The following is a 16,756-nucleotide window of genomic DNA, read 5'->3' as shown; positions in this document are numbered from 1 at the left end:
CTCAAAAACAGCACTTAGCTTCTCGAACGAAAGCATAAAAAAACCTGCAACTTTTCAGTAGCAGGTTTTTTTAATTCCGTTTACAGCTTTTAATACCCAGCAGCTTGCCCGTCTTTTCGAGATTCCGAAGCACCGTAATAAACCTTGTTTACATCATCCCACATAATGGCTTGATAGCCACCATAACTACCTACATTCCATGAAATTTTATGCCCCATTTTCACCAACTCACGAATCACCTCATAGTCAATTCCCGACTCCAATTGGAGCACGCCACCGTCCGTCATTGTACCACCAGTTGGTTGCGAAGAACCATTGTGCAGAATTCTTGGTGCGTCTCCTGCCTCTTGTAAATTCATGCCAAAGTCTATTAAGTTGATAACGATTTGTGCATGGCCTTGCGGCTGAGTAGCTCCTCCCATTAAACCAAAACTCACGAATGGCTTTCCATCTTTTGTAATAAAAGCAGGGATAATGGTGTGGAATGGTCGCTTATGTGGTTCGTAAACATTGGCGTGGCCTTCTTCCAAAGAGAAAAGTTCACCTCTATCTTGCAGAATGAAGCCTAGGCCAGGAGGCGTCATGCCTGAGCCCATCCCCCTATAGTTACTCTGAATTAGCGAAACCATATTTCCGTCTTTATCAGCTACGGTCATATAAATGGTGTCTCCATCTTTTAACTGACCCGCAGGGTAAGCCCTACCAGCCTGATTTGGCTTGATCAACTGCTTACGCTGTTTGGCGTATTCATCCGAAATAAGCCATTCAACAGGCGTTTTGTAAAAGTCCATATCGGCATAAAACTTCGCACGATCTTCGAATGCCAACTTTTTAGCCTCAGTAAATGTGTGAATGTACTCTTTGCTACCAAAGCCCATTGATTTTATATCATACTGCTCTAGAATTTGTAGCATTTGTAAGGCCGCAACTCCCTGACCGTTCGGTGGTAATTCCCAAACATCGTAACCGCGATAGTTCACAGAAACTGGCTCTACCCACTCTGAAGTGTGGTCAGCAAAATCCTTTTCACTCAAAAAGCCTCCTAACTGCTCGATGTAGTCAGCAACAGTTTTGGCAATATCGCCTTTGTAGAAAGCGTCTCTACCTCCTTTTGCAATCTTGTCTAGTGTATTGGCCAGGCCAGGGTTTTTGAAAACCTCCCCTTTTCTTGGTGTTCGGCCATTTGGCATGTACGTTTCTTTAAAACCAGGGAAGCGCGCCAAATTCTTTGCGCCCTGTTCCATATACCAAGCGATTAGTTCCGAAACGGGAAAGCCATTGTTGGCATAATCAATAGCTGGCTGAAGAATTTCTTGCATCTCTATTGAGCCAAACTTTCCGTGCATCTCAAACCAGCCATCTACAGCACCTGGCACCGAAACTGGCAGTGGCCCGTAAGCGGGTATTTTCTCATAGCCATTCTTTTTAAAGTATTCTAAGCTAAGACTATATGGTGAACGGCCAGAGGCATTCAAGCCGTAAAGCTGCTCAGTTTTAGCATCCCAAATAATAGCAAAAAGGTCTCCACCTACGCCATTGCCGGTTGGTTCAACCAAACCGAGGACCGCATTAGCAGCTATGGCCGCATCAATGGCATTTCCACCTTTTTTAAGTATATCGAGCGCCACTTGCGTAGCCAGCGGTTGGCTGGTTGCGGCCATTCCATGCTGGGCGATAACCTCGGAGCGGGTAGCCCATGTTTTACCTGTAATTCTATCTTGCGCGTTTAGCTGAGCAGCAATAGCCAGTATCAGCAAAGCAATTAACTTCTTCATAGTGATTAGTTTTGTATTTCGGCTCCACCAAAAATCACAAGCCCTTTAATGACAAGCCTTGGGCTGTTTTCAGCGGGTTGGTTTACAAAGTGCCGTTTATCGGAAATACCTCCAAAAATATTGGTTGCCCGCATGTCCACATGCCAATGCTGTGGCACCCTAATTTTTGAGCCACCAAACATATAGAACACGTCTATTACTACCACCTCTTGTTGCGTATTGGCTGTAGTTAAATCTATGTTTGAGCCACCAAAAACGGCAGTTAGGTTTCCTCCCTTAAAGTTTTGTGTATTGTATACTTTATCTCCTCCGCTAAATATGGCGGTATCATCAATTCGGTCGTGGTCATCGCCTGTCGTATCGTATGGCTCATCAGGGTTATTGGTATTTCTATTGAGTAAATAAATACCCACAAAAACCAAGGCCAGCGGCCAAAGATCCCAAAGGTGCACATCAACCCTGAACCAATCATCGGCTACAAAAAATAGCCCGAGTGCCAAAAGTATGCCACCAACTTTTACATTTTCTTTTGAAATAAGGAGAAAAGCTCCGAGACCGATTAGAATATTTTCCCACTGAAACAGGTAATAGCCCACCTGCCAAGGGATAAGGCGTATGTTATCGAGCGCCCAAACCGCACCTACAACTATAAAGGCAATGCCAATGAAGGCGTTCTTACTTAGGTTGTTCATATTTTTGAGTAATTGTATAAAGCTAGAAAACAGTAAGAGCTTTCCCAAAGCTGTTTTACAGTAAAGGTGCTTAATTGTTGTTTGAAAAAGTGGAATTGTTCTTTACTTTTGCCATCCCCAAAATCACGCGCACGTGGTGGAATTGGTAGACACGCCATCTTGAGGGGGTGGTGCATTAACTTGCGTGGAAGTTCGAATCTTCTCGTGCGCACAAAAAAGCTCGGTTTTACCGGGCTTTTTGTATTTTAACTCATGGTGTATGTATATGTAATAAGAAGCCAAACCCGAAATTATAACTACGTTGGCATTTCATCGGAATTAGAAGTAAGGGTTGAAAGACATAACAAAGGGCAAAACAAAACCACAAAATCCTACACCCCATTCGACCTCATTTACACTAAAGCATTCCCAAACCATGCTGATGCACGTGTTCATGAAAAATTCTTGAAATCCGGTAAGGGACGCGCCTTCATCAAAACACTCTAAGCCTGGAACTTGCCTGCCTTGGGCAGGGTTCGAATTCCGCCTGAGGCGGACAAGCTTCTCGTGCGCACAAAAAAGCTCGGTTTTACCGGGCTTTTTTGTGTTAAATCCATGTGGTTTGTGCTCGCCTCACCCCCAAGTGGTATTCTGAGAAATTTCTTAAAAATTAATTCCATTTTGTTTGGCAACTGCAATCGTTTGCATAAGTTTGTACCTGCACAGACGGTACATGTGTATTTTACGATTTTTCAATAGTAAACTATTAGAAATGGAGGAAGTAAAATCGGCACGCCTAATGAATGACGAAAGTAGACAGAAGGTTAAAACGCATTCGGGCGCCTCTTACGAAAATGGTCAATACAACCTCAGTCACCAGCGCGTTTCAGTGAAGGAGATCATTGTAGATCACTATCGAAGAGGAAAATAAAAAAAGCCCCTTCGAGGGCTTTTTTTGTTCTAGTAGTATCAAGCCGCTTATGTCTTAGACTTAGCGGCTTTTTCATTTCTTATTAACCAGCTTAACCACAATCGGTTCTTCTATTGGTATCTACTAAATGGAAAATCTTCCAGCCATCTTCCGACTTATATAGCTTAAACACATTTACCCCACAATGCGAGAAAGTGTCTCCGAGATAAAACTTAAAAGGTGTCCAAACCGAGGCCATTTCCCCATCGATCTGAATGCTTTCAAATGTTATTTGTTCATCCCACACTTTATCGTGTGGCGTTCCAACTGCTTTAAGAAAACCGCCTAAATCTGAGGTAGACACCACAACTTTTCCCTCTCGGTTTTTTGCCACCCGCTGCATAGTAACCTGTTTGGCAAAGGCGGCATGCACCATGGCACTATCGCCAGCCCGCATTCCATCAAACATCAGCATGATGGTTTCCTTTATTTCTGCCTCATCGGTTTGTGCAGTTGCATTGAAAGTCAAAAAGAAAAGCCCAAGAAGGGATCCAATTATTTTTATCCAGTTCATAATTAAAGCTTTTACCAAAACTAAAATTATTCGCCAGTAATCAACTTGTGCAAGTATGTGAATTATCAGCTTTTTCGTACACTGCCACCTGTGCTGGTTCTAATATCAGTACGGGCATTGCCTCTGTAACGCACATCGCCACCAGTATTTGCCGAACCTTTTAGCCTTTCATTGGCCGTTACTCTTACCGCTGCGCCTGTACTTGCTTTTGCATACACATCGTCCGTATCTACATCAAAAGCATCAATCTCTCCACCTGTTGAAGCACTCGCCTCAATTTCCTTAGCATTTCCGGAAAGATCAATTTGCCCAGAAGTAGTGGCGCTTAAGTCCAACACCTCCACATTAATCTCAGCTTCGACAATACCGGAAGTACTTGCTGTTATATCGAGCCTTTCCGTTTTAATAATATCTCTGAAAATTGCCTGAGCCCCGGTATTTACATTGATTTTCTCCAACTCTTCAGTATAGGTTAGTTCAATTCTAACATGCGGGCTTTTGAAGTTTGGCTGGCGCAATCTTAGCTTAAGTGCATCGCCACGTTGATCGGTGTAAACATCTTCAATATCTATCCCGCGTGCTTCAATGGTAACTGAATTTTCGGTTCCCTTTTTGGCTACGAGCTCAATTCCTTGGGCAACGTGAATTTCAGTAAAGTTGCTAAGTGATCGGGTTTCGGAGTTTTGCGCAAAGAGGGAAAGGTTAAAAAGTGCGAGTAAGCTTAATACAATTGTAATTCTATTTGAGTTTTTCATGACCTGGTTTTTATTCACAGACTGCTAAGTTATAAGCAAGGTTGCATGAAAGAAAAAAGAGCCAGCAAAAACCGACTCTTCCAATTACAATTTTTCTTTAACTAAGCCGCCAGCCTGCGCACGTCTGGAATTACAATTCTACTGCGCGAATACAGCACCTTCCCCTCTAATTTCAACTCGTTGATAAGTGTAGTAACTGTTTGGCGGCTAGAGCTTATCAGGCTAGCAATTTCTTGATGGGTAAGGTAGTTTCTTATCACCGTTCCTTCCACATCGGATTTACCTTCGCGCTGGGCCCAATCGTGCAAAAATGCCTTCAAGCGCTCCTTTACATCTTTAAAAACCAAGTTGGCATAGCGCTGCTCCATTCGCTTAAGCTTATCGCTCATTTTTTGCGAAAAAGCATACGACAAACTAGGGTGTTTCTGCATAAGCATTTCAAAATCTGGCATTTCGTACATACAGATTATCACTTCGCTCGAAAGCACCTCAGCATACTCTTGTGTAAGCCCGTAGCCTCCACCAGATAAGTTTCCAAAAAGGTCACCTGTAAGAACAATGTCCTTAATCATTTCATTGCCCATTCGGTCGATTTCACTGATTTTGCACTTGCCATTTATGAGAAAGTACATGCGTTTTTTGTCTTGGTTGGCAAAGTAAATGGTCTGCCCTTTTTTCATTCTTAAAAAGCGCGCTGTTTTACACAAATCATTCACCTGCTCTTTGGTTAGCTGAGTAAACAAATCGTAGTTTCTCAGGTACCAATATTTAATCTCTCGTTGCATTTTTCAACTATTTATTACCAACTGTATAATTGCTACTGCGATGATGACAGCACCGAGCACCTTATTATAGTTTTTGGTAATTTTAGTATAGATGAAAGCCCTGTTTTTGGAAGCTAAAACAGCCACCAAATACTGGAGTACAAATGCCCCAACTGCCGTGCCTATTGTAAAAGCCACTTGGGTTGAAAGACTAGTGAAATGATGAATATCGTTCGACTTTAGATAGGCTATTATGAATAGCCAAAACGGATAAAGTTGTGGATTGAAGAGCCCAAAAGTGGCTCCCCACCAAAGCTCATTTCCATCTTTTACCTGATAACTTCTTTTACCATCACCAGATTTTTGAAAGATTAAAACAAGACCAAAAACGAATAAAATGCCGGATGTCAAATATTTGAGGTAGTCTTGAAAAAGCCCGAACTGCTCTAGTATTCCGGCACTGCCAAAAGCCAATGCACAGTAAAGTAACTCGGGTAAACTTCCCCCAAAACCAAATCGTATTGCGGCATTTTTATGCTTGTTTAAAGCGGTGTGAATTGTGCCAAAATTAACTGGCCCTAACTGAACGGATCCACAAAAGGAAATTCCAACAGCTAACAAAAAAGCTTTAATAACTAAGAATAAACTCACTTGGCTAAAACCGTTTTGGCTTTCAATTTGGTCTCCGTATTAGCCGGTTGCCTTTTGCGCCCAAAATGGGTTTTAATCTCTCGCAAAAGCTCCATGGCCGGTGTTACTGCTACCCCACGCTTCATATTCTGACGACTGATTTCCGCCATAATATTTAAACCTCTGATAACATCGCGGTAAGCGATTAGCAAGTTGAGCTTAGGATCGTAAATATGCCCTGGTTCGGAAGTAACTCCATTAAACTCCATTATCCTGATGTTCTCGCCTTTTCGTAAGTCTTCAACAGAACTCACCCTTAGGTCGAACCTACCGTAGTAGAAATCATCGGAACCTGCAGCCACCTCGTCAAACACTTTCACCAAGTTATTGTCGATCAAATCCATACCACTCAAAAACTTGGTGCCTTTGCAGTGATTACCAATCGGTTCTAGCTCTAGCTTTTCACCTTTTGGCAACACATCTTGTAACCTCTCTCCAAATTTCAACTTTATATTGTCCCACTGCAGTTTGGCGCGCTCACTTTTAAAAACCAAAGCCTTCAAAGTGCTGCGACCATCGCCTTCAATTTGGAGAAACTCCTTTTGAACAATAGACGAAATCCCCGTCTGTCCAGTGTTAGGGTAACGATAGTATAGTACCCCCAACTCAATTGGGAAACCCACAAACTCCTGAATTATAAAATCATAATCGGCCTTACGTACATAATCGACTAGCCCTTGTTGATCATTAATTTTAGCCACATCGGCACCACGTTCACCAATATTTGGTTTCAGAATAATTGGAAAGTTAAGATTCAACTTCTCCATCATCTGTATTACCGCAGTCCAGTTTTCTCTTCGCTTAATCAATGCTGTTTTTGGCAGGAACTTCGGATTCAACTGATCCAAAATATCCATTTTCGATTCGCCAAATACACCTCCGTGCTTTATGCCCGGGTTAGCCGCTGTAAAGAATGTCAACGACCTGCACTTAATGGCCAAATAAAGCCAGTAAGGAACCAATGGCAAAAAGAAGAGCCAAAAGGGCCAGTATTCGTAGTAAAACACCTTTACCAAAAAGAGTGGTAAGCGATTTCTCATAAAGTTTAAAACATTGAATTTAATCAACGCAAAGTTGTCATCAGAGATTCAGAAAGAATATTCATACCTCAATACAATGTCGTTTTGCCGTCTGCACAACAGTCATCCATTTGACAATTGATGTGCCAATCGTGAAAATCAATTTTAAAAAACTGAAGATCAGGCAATTACAGAAATATTTACTTACTAAACATAAAACATTATCACGATATTTCATGAATTACTCGATTTATCAGGAATGAACACAAAAAACTGCTTGAACTTGACGCCAAGGATTAAAATTCACCACATTTCAGGGGCGAAAATCATGAATCACGAAATATCATGAAAAAGAATTCCATCGTTACAAACCTCTTTTTATCCCCAGTTTTTTCATCCTCGACTCAAGTGTTGTCGGCTTCATTCCAAGTATTTTGGCTGCACCTTTTTCTCCACTAACCCGCCAAGCAGTCCGCTGCAATACATCCATTATGTAGCGTTTTTCAAACTCTGCCAAAGTCACAAAATCTGAAACACTTGCCACAACATTTTTCTTTGGAATCCAATCTCCCAACTCTAGCTTACTCTCTGGCGAAAGAATTACAGCCCGCTCTATCACATTCTCCAACTCACGAATGTTTCCTGGCCAATCGTAAGCCAGCAACGCGTTCATAGCCCGCTTTGGAATGTTGGTAATTTTCTTACCCAAATTAGCCCCGAACTTTTGCACAAAATGCTTTACCAAAAGCCCAATATCCTCCTTACGTTCTCTCAACGGCAAACTATGCACAGGGAAAACATTAAGTCTATAATATAAATCGGCACGGAAAGCCCCATCGGCCACCTCTTTTTCCAGCTGCCTGTTGGTGGCAGCAATCACACGCACATTTACCGCTTTGGTTTGCGTACTCCCTAGTCGTTCAAACTCCCCTTCTTGCAATGCACGCAACAGTTTAGACTGTAGTTCTAACGGCAACTCGCCAATTTCATCCAGAAAAAGTGTCCCTTGATCAGCCAATTCAAATCGACCAATCTTTCTGCTAATAGCCCCGGTAAAGGCTCCTTTTTCGTGACCAAACAATTCACTCTCTATAAGATTTGCCGGCAGAACAGCACAATTCACCTTTACCAAAGGCCTATTACTTCTTGGGCTTATGTCGTGAATTGCACGTGCCAACAATTCCTTCCCAGTACCAGATTCACCGGTAATAAGCACCGTAGCATCGGTAACTGCCACCTGCTCAAGGTTTGCTAAAAGCGCCTTAAAAGGAATACTCTGCGTGATGATTTCATGAAAATTATGTTCACCCTGAATCTCCTGCTGCAAGTAAGTGTTTTCCGCCTCAAGCTTGTTCTTCAAATCTTCTACCTGCCACATGGCATCTAGAAGTTTTTCATTGGCCATATTTCGCTCTAGCTCCACCGCAGCCCTATCCGAAAACATTCTTATAATCTCCATTTCCTCATCGAGAAGATCTAGTGGTTTATTGTCAAAAAGACCAATTAAACCGAGGCAATCACCCTGTCGTGATAGTATCGGCACACCAAAATACCCCTCAATCCCTACCTCTTTAGGGTAGTCTGACGAAACCCCAATCAACTGATGCAGCGGGCGCTTTTCATGAATAACCTGCTTACATGGCGTACCATCCAAATGGTAAGATGTATTCTCTACAAAATCGCCATCCCTATAGTAAGCCAAAGTCTTTAACATATCTTTTTCACTAGGGTCGAGCTGTGTAATCAAACACATGTGCACCCCCAATGCCTGTGTTATGTTTTCAACCAAAGACTTAAAAAAATCTACCCCCATAGTAGAGGAAGTAGCACGAGAAACCGAAGTCAAAAGCTGCTCTTTGCGCTTTCTATGCGTAATATCAAGCACAAAACTCACATTGTAAGCCTGCCCTTCAAACTGTAAATGGTTCACAAAAATCTCTACAGGAAACCTAGTACCATCCTTTCGCCAATGAGCAGATTCTAAGTGCAGCTTCCCTTTCTTTTTAGATTCTGCCCAAAGCATTCTAAATCGCTGATCAGTAAACTCACGGTTGATCTGAAAAATAGAAAGCTGCTTGAACTCCTCTTCAGAATAGCCATAAACAGACTTAGCTGTTTCATTGGCATAGTAGATCTTCCCTTCTTCATCCATCCAAAAAACAGATGCAAGCGCCCGTGAAACAGTAAACTCCGCAAGGCCTTGAAACTTATGTCCTAACTCTGCTTTCATTCACGAAATATCGTAATTATTTAGGAATAAGTAGGATAAATCACTTTTCTAAACGAGGGAATGTCGCCCAAGCGATATTCGCAGTACCTACAAGTGAACCGCTTTACTGTTGCTTGCGTATATTTTGCCAAACGCAACTTATGAAACTCACTATCTCACTTTTAGGCTTACTGCTTGGCCTTACTGCCTTTGGCCAAATACCAACCAAGCATTACAATCTAAAAAGAGGGATTGCCATACAAGGTTACGACCCAGTGAGTTATTTCGAGAAAGGCGAAGCTAAGAAAGGACTGGAAAGCATTCAATACAAATATAACGGAGCTACCTATTTATTTGCCTCCAGCGCACACAAACAAGCTTTTGAAGCCAATCCGGCACAATACGAACCAACTTACGGAGGCTATTGCGCCTACGCCATGGCTGATGGAGACAAAGTGAAAATCGATCCTAAAACCTTCAAAGTGCTAGACGGAAAGCTATACCTCTTCTACAATTTTGGAGGAACAAATACACTTAAATTATGGAATGATGAAGAGGCGTCATTATTGCCAAAAGCAGACAAAGCGTGGAAAAAAATCATTAATCAATAAATACTTTTAACCTTACACCGTATTTTTAAATGAAGCCATTAAGGTTCATTTTTTACTAATCACTAAACTATGCAACTAAAGCATACATCCATTGACATACTGAACCAATTGATATTAGCTTCAAAATCACTTGATGACGAAGCTTTTAGAAAACCACTAGCCATACTTTCTGGCAATACAATCGGCAAGCACATTCGGCACATTATTGAGTTTTACGACCTGATGATTGTAGGCCTTGCCAGCAGCGAAGTGAATTACGATCAGCGGAGCCACGACAAGGTTATTGAAGAAAACCGTTTAATGGCCATAGAGAAATTAAACACCCTGAAACTTGAGTTTGAACAACAAAAAGAGGACAAACCCCTAACACTCTTAGCCAACTATTCTACCCAAGAAAATAAACCAACAGTAATTAAAACGAGTTTTTTCAGGGAACTACAATACAATATAGAGCATGCCATCCACCATATGGCCATTATTAAAATTGCCATTACTCACACCCTACCAGAAGTACAACTACCCGAGCATTTCGGCATAGCCTATTCTACCATAAAGTACCGCAAGGAACAATGTGCACAGTAACCTTCCTGCCTTTAACAGAAGGCTTTATCCTTACTTCCAACAGAGACGAATCACCCGAAAGACAGGCGTTTTTGCCCCAGCAAAAAAGAATTGGTAGCATTGAAGTTTGTTTCCCAAAAGATCCTTTAGCTGGCGGAACCTGGTTCGCAACAGACAACCAACGCTTTACCCTTTGCCTATTGAATGGTGGGTTTGAAAAACACAAACACGAACCGCCATATCGCCTAAGCAGAGGACAAATGGTGCTTCAGTTTTTTGAGTACTATGACCTATCCGATTTTAAAAATCAGTTTGAATTTGAAGGGATAGAGCCTTTTACATTAGTAGCGATTGATGCGCTAGCGGGAGTAGCGCTTGAAGAACTCGTTTGGGATGAAAAAGCTTTGCATGTAAGAAAGCTAAATTCAAATACGCCATACATCTGGTCCTCATCAACACTATATCCAGAGCCGGTACGCCAAGAAAGAAGAAATTGGTTTGAAAAATGGCTCCTAGACCACAAAACATTTTCTCAGCAGGAAATTATTTCCTTTCACAAATCGGGAGGAAAAGGCGATGCCTGGAATGACTTTGTCATGAACCGAGAGGGCAAAGTACAGACCATTAGCGTTACATCTGTACAGAAAAAGAGTGGAGAATTTTCACCGCTTTATCACGAAGACCTTTTAGCCAAAAAACGGCATTAAAGCATAAAAAAACCGAAAGAACCACCCTTTTTCAAACAATGGATTCTTTCGGTTAAACTGAAAAACCTTCAGGTTAATGAAGTGCCTTTCGTTATTTAAATATCGAACTTGATACCCTGCGCAAGCGGAATATCGGTAGTGTAGTTAATTGTATTGGTTTGTCTTCTCATGTACGCCTTCCAAGCATCAGAGCCAGACTCCCGACCACCGCCAGTCTCTTTTTCCCCACCGAAAGCACCACCAATTTCAGCACCAGAAGTACCAATATTTACATTGGCAATACCACAATCGGAACCAATAGCCGAAAGGAACAAGTGCGCCTCACGCATATTATTGGTCATAATAGCCGAAGAAAGCCCCTGCTTAACGCCATTTTGCTTAGCGAGTGCATTGTGAACATCGCCACTATATTTAATCAAGTAAAGAATTGGCGCGAAAGTCTCTTCTTGAACAATTTCGAACTCGTTCTCTGCCTCGATAATGCACGGCTTAACATAGCAACCGCTTTCATAACCCGCACCTTCGAGCACACCACCTTCAACCAAGATCTTACCACCTTCAGACTCGGCCTTTTTTATGGCATTTAGATAATTCTGAACTGAATCCTTATCGATTACCGGACCAACGTGGTTTTTCTCATCCAAAGGATTACCAATGCGAAGCTGCGTGTAAGCATCCGCCACTACCTTCTTCACCTCATCGTAAATATCTTCGTGTATAATTAGTCTTCGTGTAGAAGTACAACGCTGACCTGCAGTACCTACAGCACCAAACACAGCGCCAATTACAGTCATTTTAAGATCTGCATCAGGCGTAACAATAATAGCGTTGTTTCCACCCAACTCAAGAATAGACTTACCAAGGCGAGCAGCCACTGCCTGCCCAACGATTTTACCCATTCTGATTGAGCCTGTTGCCGATACCAAAGGCACTCTTTCGTCCTTTGTCATCATTTCGCCTACCTTATAATCTCCATTAACAATACAGGAAATTCCTTCAGGGAGATTGTTATCCTTCAAAACCTGTGCAATCAAATTTTGACAGGCAATTGAAGTCAGAGGTGTTTTTTCAGATGCCTTCCATACGCAAACATCGCCACAAGCCCATGCTAATGCGGTATTCCATGACCACACAGCCACAGGGAAATTGAAGGCAGAAATGATTCCTACCACACCCAGTGGATGCCACTGCTCTTGCATATGATGACCAGGTCTTTCCGACTTAATAGTAAGCCCGTGCAATTGGCGAGATAGCCCCACTGCAAAGTCGCAGATATCAATCATCTCCTGAACTTCACCAAGCCCTTCCTGATAAGACTTACCCATTTCGTAAGAAACCAACTTACCTAAGTCTTCTTTTCTTTCGCGAAGCAAGTTTCCGAATTGGCGCACCATTTCGCCACGTACCGGAGCCGGCACATCTCTCCATGTTTTGAAAGCAGCTTGAGCAGTTTCTATAACACGCTCATATTCTTCGGGAGTAGTAGTGGTTACCGCCCCAATCAACTCACCATCTACTGGTGAATAAGATTCAATCAGCGCTCCATTTCCCTCAGAATTAGAGCCTGTAGAGGTTCCGTTATTCTGGGCCTTTACCCCAAGCCTTTCTAATGCTTCTTTTATACCAAAGTCTTTTTGAATGTCCATAAATTAAGTCCTTGTTGAAATGAGCCTCATAGTTACGGGAATTTTCAGAGGTCTGCAAAAAAGAAAGAACCAATAAAAAAGCCTGCTCACGCAGGCTTCTCACAATAGTTCAAAAGGTGTTTACCAATCTATTTTATAATATTCTTTATCTCCATTCGGGTATTTCCCCATTACATAGAAGTCTCTCTTTTTGGTGTCGAGCAACTGCTGAAACTCTTCTAAATCTTCAATGTCTTCATCACCAACCTTGGTGATCACAAAACCCTCCTTAATACCAGCATCCTTCCATGCGCCTTCATCTAACTTGGATATCTGCACACCACCATCTATTCTAAGAATGCTTTTCGTTTCACTAGAGATATCAGTAAATACCGAACCTTCAATTTCATAGGTCAAATGAACCTCTTCTGGTGCACTTACCACAAAACCCTCTTTCTTCATTAGTTCTAGCGAAACATCCTTATTTCTACCATCACGCTTGAACTTTACACTAATCTTATCACCAGGCCGTTTTCTCGCCACAAATTCTTGAAGTTCACTAGTAGTCCTCACCTCTCTGTCGTCAATCCCAACAATCACATCATCTACTTTAAGTCCTGCTTTTTCCGCTGCCCCACCAGGGCTTACAGAACTAATATGAACCCCAGACAACTCGTCCGTAAACCTGCCATCTGCATCTCTAATCTGCACACCAAGCAAACCCCGCTGCACCTCTCCAAACTCCAACAAGTCGTCCATCACTTTTTTAACCAAAATAGAAGGCACCGCAAACGAATAACCGTTAAACGTACCCGTATTGGTTGCAATCGCAGTATTTATACCAATCAATTCGCCCTCCAAATTCACCAAAGCACCACCGCTATTGCCACGGTTTACTACAGCATCGGTTTGGATGAAAGACTCTATTCCATATTGGTTTTGTCTACCCGCAATCAGGTTGATGTTTCTCGCTTTGGCGCTAACAATTCCAGCCGTTACTGTATTATTTAAATCGAAAGGATTACCCACTGCCAATACCCACTCACCTATTTCCACTTGATCTGAATCACCGAATTCAACAAAAGGAAGGCTTCCGGCATCAATTTTAATAAGTGCCAAATCAGTATCAGGGTCCACCCCAACTAATTCAGCATCAACCCTCCTGTTATCGTCAAGTCGTACTTCTAACTCATCTGCGTCCTCCACAACATGATAGTTGGTAGCGATATATCCATCAGAAGAAATAAGCACTCCGGAACCAGTAGACTGCCGCATTCTGCGATCACCAAACAAGCGAGACCATGAGCGAGAACGACCTCTCACCTCAGAGCGATTAGTAATATGCACCACAGCAGGAACAATAGCCCGCGATGCTTTTACAAAATTGATTCCTTCCGGAACGATGTAATTTTTAGGGGCATCATCTATATCACCAAAACTAGTAGTCATACTAGTTGACCTCCTTTCAAGCCCGTTTTCATTAGCCGAGGACCCCGTAAACAACCCAACTCCTAACAGCACAATAAGGCCGCCAAGCAATGACGAGACCAGCACTCCCGCAAAAAACTGTCGTTTACTAATCATAGAAATCTCCTTTAACTGCTCAAATGTAACGCCTCAAATAGCGTGTGAGTTTTAATTTAAACAAAAGCTATGGGATTGTTAACCAGAATTAACAAAAGATTCAGTAAATAACAGTTTTCAACCATCAGACACAACACACTTAAAATCAACAACTAACAGACCACCAGACACAAAAAAAGGAGCTCCCGAAGGAAACTCCTCTTATCAACCAAAACAACACTTATTCTACTTCACTTCAATCTACTCTAACCTACTTCACACTAATCTTAGAGGTCAATTTTTTAGACTCATCTTTTGGCACCACCAACCTTAAAATACCATTGGTGTAGCTTGCCTCAATTTGGTCTTCTTTAATATTTTCTGGCAACTGGAAAGACTTAGCGAAAGCACCGTATTCCGTTTGAATTGAGTAGAAATTCTTTCCATCCTCTTTCTTCTCAAATTTCCTCTCGCCCTTAATGATCAACAAACCATCTTTCAAGTCAACCTCGAAATCCTTTTTGTCGAAACCAGGAACAGCCAAGTCAATTTCAAATGCCTTATCTGTTTCTGCTATATCTACCCTTGGGTTAAAAGTAGTGCTCTTTTGAGCCACGGAGTCATTAAATAAGCGATCGAAAATGCTATCCATTCTTGTAGGAAACATCCAGTCTGAGTTTTGTTTTACTAAGTTCATATCTTCTGAGTTTTTAAATTTCAAATTCATTTGCCCATGTATTAGTGAAAACCGTACCACTTCAATTTTCAAACAAAAACAAGACATTATGACTTGATATTTTTAGAGTCATCAGATTTTTAAGCCACATTGTCAGTATTGTTCGTCATTTTTTCGATATGAAGCCAACAAACGTTTGCATATTTTAGGACTTTCGACCGAATACCATGAACCAACGAAAGCAACTTTTAAAGGCCTTTGGGCCAGGGATACTTTTTGCCAGCACCTGTATTGGCGTTTCCCACTTAGTTCAATCTACCCGAGCCGGTGCCGACTACGGGTTTGAACTGGTAATATTCATTGTACTCGCCAACCTTTTTAAGTATCCGTTTTTTGAATTTGGAAGCAGATACGCAGCAGCTACAGGAAAAAACCTTTTGGAAGGCTATTTAAAAGAAGGCAAATGGGTGCTCTGGCTTTACTTTATTATCAGCCTTGTATCTATGTTTACCGTTACAGCAGCCGTAACTTTTGTAACAGCCGGCATGCTCAACAACTTACTCGGCATCGATTTTAACCCAACCTATATGTCGGGGCTTATTCTATTGTTTTGTACGGCAGTACTTATGCTAGGCAAATATCACCTGCTCGACACACTGCTTAAAATCATTGGTTCGGTACTATTAATAAGTACGCTTGTCGCCTTTTTCGGAGTATTAGGCAAAGGCCGAATCACTCCTATTGAAGGCTTTATTCCACAAGAGCTCTTCGAAAGAAACGGCATTATCTTTTTAATCGCCTTAATGGGCTGGATGCCAACAGCAGTAGACCTCTCTACATGGAACAGCATATGGGCCGTAGAAAAAATGAAAGACAATGGCGGCCAGTCGAATCTGAAAAACATTCTCTTCGATTTTAATTTTGGCTACATCATAACTGCTGTGCTTGCCCTATGCTTTCTCACATTAGGCGCGTATGTAATGTATGGCTCAGGAGAAGAGCTTTCTAGCAATAGTACTGTCTTTTCAGATCAAGTAGTGAGCCTATACACCAACGCGCTAGGAAGTTGGGCCTACCCAGTTATTGCAATAGCAGCTTTTAGCACCATGTTCAGCACTACAATAACCGTAGTTGACGGATACGGAAGGTCAATGGGAGAAACTTTAAGAATTCTATTCTTCCGACATAAGAACGCTAAAACCATGTACTATGGCACTATGGTTTTGGTTTCTGCAATGGCATTCTTGTTTATCGCTTATTTATCTTCGAACCTAAAAGACTTAGTCGACCTAGCCACTACTTTCTCATTCGTAGTTGCTCCACTAATTGCATGGATTAATTATAAGGTAATTATGTCGAAACAAATTGCGAGCGAATTCAGACCAAAACCTTGGCTAAAAACACTAGCAATCAGTGGGTTAATTTTCCTTACAGCATTCGCAATAATCTACCTCATCGTCTATTTTCTTATGTAGATAAAAAAAATTATTAAAAGGTTTTGTAATATCAATTATCAACTGCTAATATTGCACTCCCATTCGCAAGAAGAGCGAATTAAAAACATAAAAATTCCTCCTTAGCTCAGTTGGTTAGAGCATCTGACTGTTAATCAGAGGGTCCTTGGTTCGAGTCCAAGAGGAGGAGCA

The 16,756-nt window shown here is 41.8% G+C and carries 17 protein-coding genes and 2 tRNA genes; 8 read left to right on the top strand and 11 right to left on the bottom strand.

The genetic code is table 11. The annotated features are described in order from the left end of the window. Positions 1-89 precede the first annotated feature (89 nt). Both ggt and BMW98_RS06790 read right to left on the bottom strand, forming a co-directional pair. On the bottom strand, positions 90-1,775 hold the full coding sequence (gene ggt, locus BMW98_RS06795; protein ID WP_090257752.1) for a gamma-glutamyltransferase: 1,686 nt from the start codon (positions 1,773-1,775) through the stop codon (positions 90-92). A 5-nt stretch (positions 1,776-1,780) separates the two neighbouring features. After that, positions 1,781-2,467, bottom strand: a complete 687-nt coding sequence (locus BMW98_RS06790; protein ID WP_090257751.1) for a LiaI-LiaF-like domain-containing protein — start codon at positions 2,465-2,467, stop codon at positions 1,781-1,783. Between the two features lie 127 nt (positions 2,468-2,594). On the opposite strand from BMW98_RS06790, the gene BMW98_RS06785 reads away from it, so the two are divergent. The 3 genes from BMW98_RS06785 (at position 2,595) to BMW98_RS20420 (ending at position 3,377) form a co-directional block, all read left to right on the top strand. Then, positions 2,595-2,678, top strand: a tRNA-Leu gene (locus BMW98_RS06785). A 41-nt stretch (positions 2,679-2,719) separates the two neighbouring features. Then, complete coding sequence (locus BMW98_RS06780) at positions 2,720-2,953, top strand: GIY-YIG nuclease family protein (protein ID WP_090257750.1); 234 nt, start codon at positions 2,720-2,722, stop codon at positions 2,951-2,953. Between the two features lie 265 nt (positions 2,954-3,218). Then, a complete protein-coding gene (locus tag BMW98_RS20420; protein ID WP_162844698.1) occupies positions 3,219-3,377 on the top strand; it encodes a hypothetical protein in 159 nt (52 codons plus the stop codon). A gap of 91 nt (positions 3,378-3,468) precedes the next feature. On the opposite strand, the gene BMW98_RS06775 is transcribed toward BMW98_RS20420, so the two are convergent. The 6 genes from BMW98_RS06775 to BMW98_RS06750 all read right to left on the bottom strand — a co-directional run bounded on the left by BMW98_RS06775 (position 3,469) and on the right by BMW98_RS06750 (position 9,388). Then, positions 3,469-3,930: a nuclear transport factor 2 family protein gene (locus tag BMW98_RS06775; RefSeq protein ID WP_090257749.1), complete on the bottom strand. Its 462-nt coding sequence runs from the start codon at positions 3,928-3,930 to the stop codon at positions 3,469-3,471. 65 nt (positions 3,931-3,995) lie between these two features. After that, positions 3,996-4,685, bottom strand: coding sequence for a head GIN domain-containing protein (locus BMW98_RS06770; RefSeq protein WP_090257748.1), 690 nt, complete (start codon positions 4,683-4,685; stop codon positions 3,996-3,998). Positions 4,686-4,786: 101 nt separating this feature from the next. Next, positions 4,787-5,470, bottom strand: coding sequence for a Crp/Fnr family transcriptional regulator (locus BMW98_RS06765; protein WP_090257747.1), 684 nt, complete (start codon positions 5,468-5,470; stop codon positions 4,787-4,789). Positions 5,471-5,473: 3 nt separating this feature from the next. After that, positions 5,474-6,100 carry a LysE family translocator gene (locus BMW98_RS06760; protein ID WP_162844697.1) on the bottom strand — a complete coding sequence of 209 codons (627 nt, stop codon included), beginning with the start codon at positions 6,098-6,100 and terminating at the stop codon, positions 5,474-5,476. Beyond that, the gene (locus BMW98_RS06755) at positions 6,097-7,179 is read right to left on the bottom strand and encodes a hypothetical protein (protein WP_121505236.1); all 1,083 of its coding nucleotides are present in this window, start codon (positions 7,177-7,179) and stop codon (positions 6,097-6,099) included. The genes BMW98_RS06760 and BMW98_RS06755 overlap by 4 nt, the downstream gene beginning before the upstream one ends. A 343-nt stretch (positions 7,180-7,522) precedes the next feature. After that, on the bottom strand, positions 7,523-9,388 hold the full coding sequence (locus BMW98_RS06750) for a sigma 54-interacting transcriptional regulator (protein WP_090257745.1): 1,866 nt from the start codon (positions 9,386-9,388) through the stop codon (positions 7,523-7,525). A gap of 140 nt (positions 9,389-9,528) precedes the next feature. Between BMW98_RS06750 and BMW98_RS06745 the strand changes: the two genes are divergently transcribed. The 3 genes from BMW98_RS06745 (at position 9,529) to BMW98_RS06735 (ending at position 11,246) form a co-directional block, all read left to right on the top strand. Next, complete coding sequence (locus BMW98_RS06745) at positions 9,529-9,978, top strand: YHS domain-containing (seleno)protein (protein ID WP_090257744.1); 450 nt, start codon at positions 9,529-9,531, stop codon at positions 9,976-9,978. Positions 9,979-10,047: 69 nt separating this feature from the next. Beyond that, on the top strand, positions 10,048-10,560 hold the full coding sequence (locus tag BMW98_RS06740; RefSeq protein ID WP_090257743.1) for a hypothetical protein: 513 nt from the start codon (positions 10,048-10,050) through the stop codon (positions 10,558-10,560). Continuing rightward, positions 10,548-11,246, top strand: coding sequence for an NRDE family protein (locus tag BMW98_RS06735; protein ID WP_090257742.1), 699 nt, complete (start codon positions 10,548-10,550; stop codon positions 11,244-11,246). Before BMW98_RS06740 ends, BMW98_RS06735 begins: the two co-directional genes overlap by 13 nt. Before the next feature lie 95 nt (positions 11,247-11,341). Here BMW98_RS06735 and amaB read toward each other — a convergent pair whose 3' ends face one another. From amaB to BMW98_RS06720, 3 genes are all read right to left on the bottom strand, one after another. Beyond that, on the bottom strand, positions 11,342-12,892 hold the full coding sequence (gene amaB, locus BMW98_RS06730) for an L-piperidine-6-carboxylate dehydrogenase (RefSeq protein WP_090257741.1): 1,551 nt from the start codon (positions 12,890-12,892) through the stop codon (positions 11,342-11,344). Positions 12,893-13,012: 120 nt separating this feature from the next. Then, a complete protein-coding gene (locus BMW98_RS06725; RefSeq protein ID WP_245733504.1) occupies positions 13,013-14,455 on the bottom strand; it encodes a trypsin-like peptidase domain-containing protein in 1,443 nt (480 codons plus the stop codon). Positions 14,456-14,705: 250 nt separating this feature from the next. After that, positions 14,706-15,131: an Hsp20/alpha crystallin family protein gene (locus tag BMW98_RS06720; protein ID WP_090258237.1), complete on the bottom strand. Its 426-nt coding sequence runs from the start codon at positions 15,129-15,131 to the stop codon at positions 14,706-14,708. A gap of 206 nt (positions 15,132-15,337) precedes the next feature. Between BMW98_RS06720 and BMW98_RS06715 the strand changes: the two genes are divergently transcribed. Beyond that, positions 15,338-16,585 carry an NRAMP family divalent metal transporter gene (locus BMW98_RS06715; RefSeq protein ID WP_090257740.1) on the top strand — a complete coding sequence of 416 codons (1,248 nt, stop codon included), beginning with the start codon at positions 15,338-15,340 and terminating at the stop codon, positions 16,583-16,585. Positions 16,586-16,680: 95 nt separating this feature from the next. Next, a tRNA-Asn gene (locus BMW98_RS06710) sits at positions 16,681-16,754 on the top strand. The last annotated feature ends 2 nt before the right edge of the window (positions 16,755-16,756 follow it).

It is taken from the genome of Roseivirga pacifica, from assembly GCF_900111145.1.
GTDB lineage: Bacteria > Bacteroidota > Bacteroidia > Cytophagales > Cyclobacteriaceae > Roseivirga > Roseivirga pacifica.
This window is presented reverse-complemented; position numbering and strand designations above follow the sequence as displayed.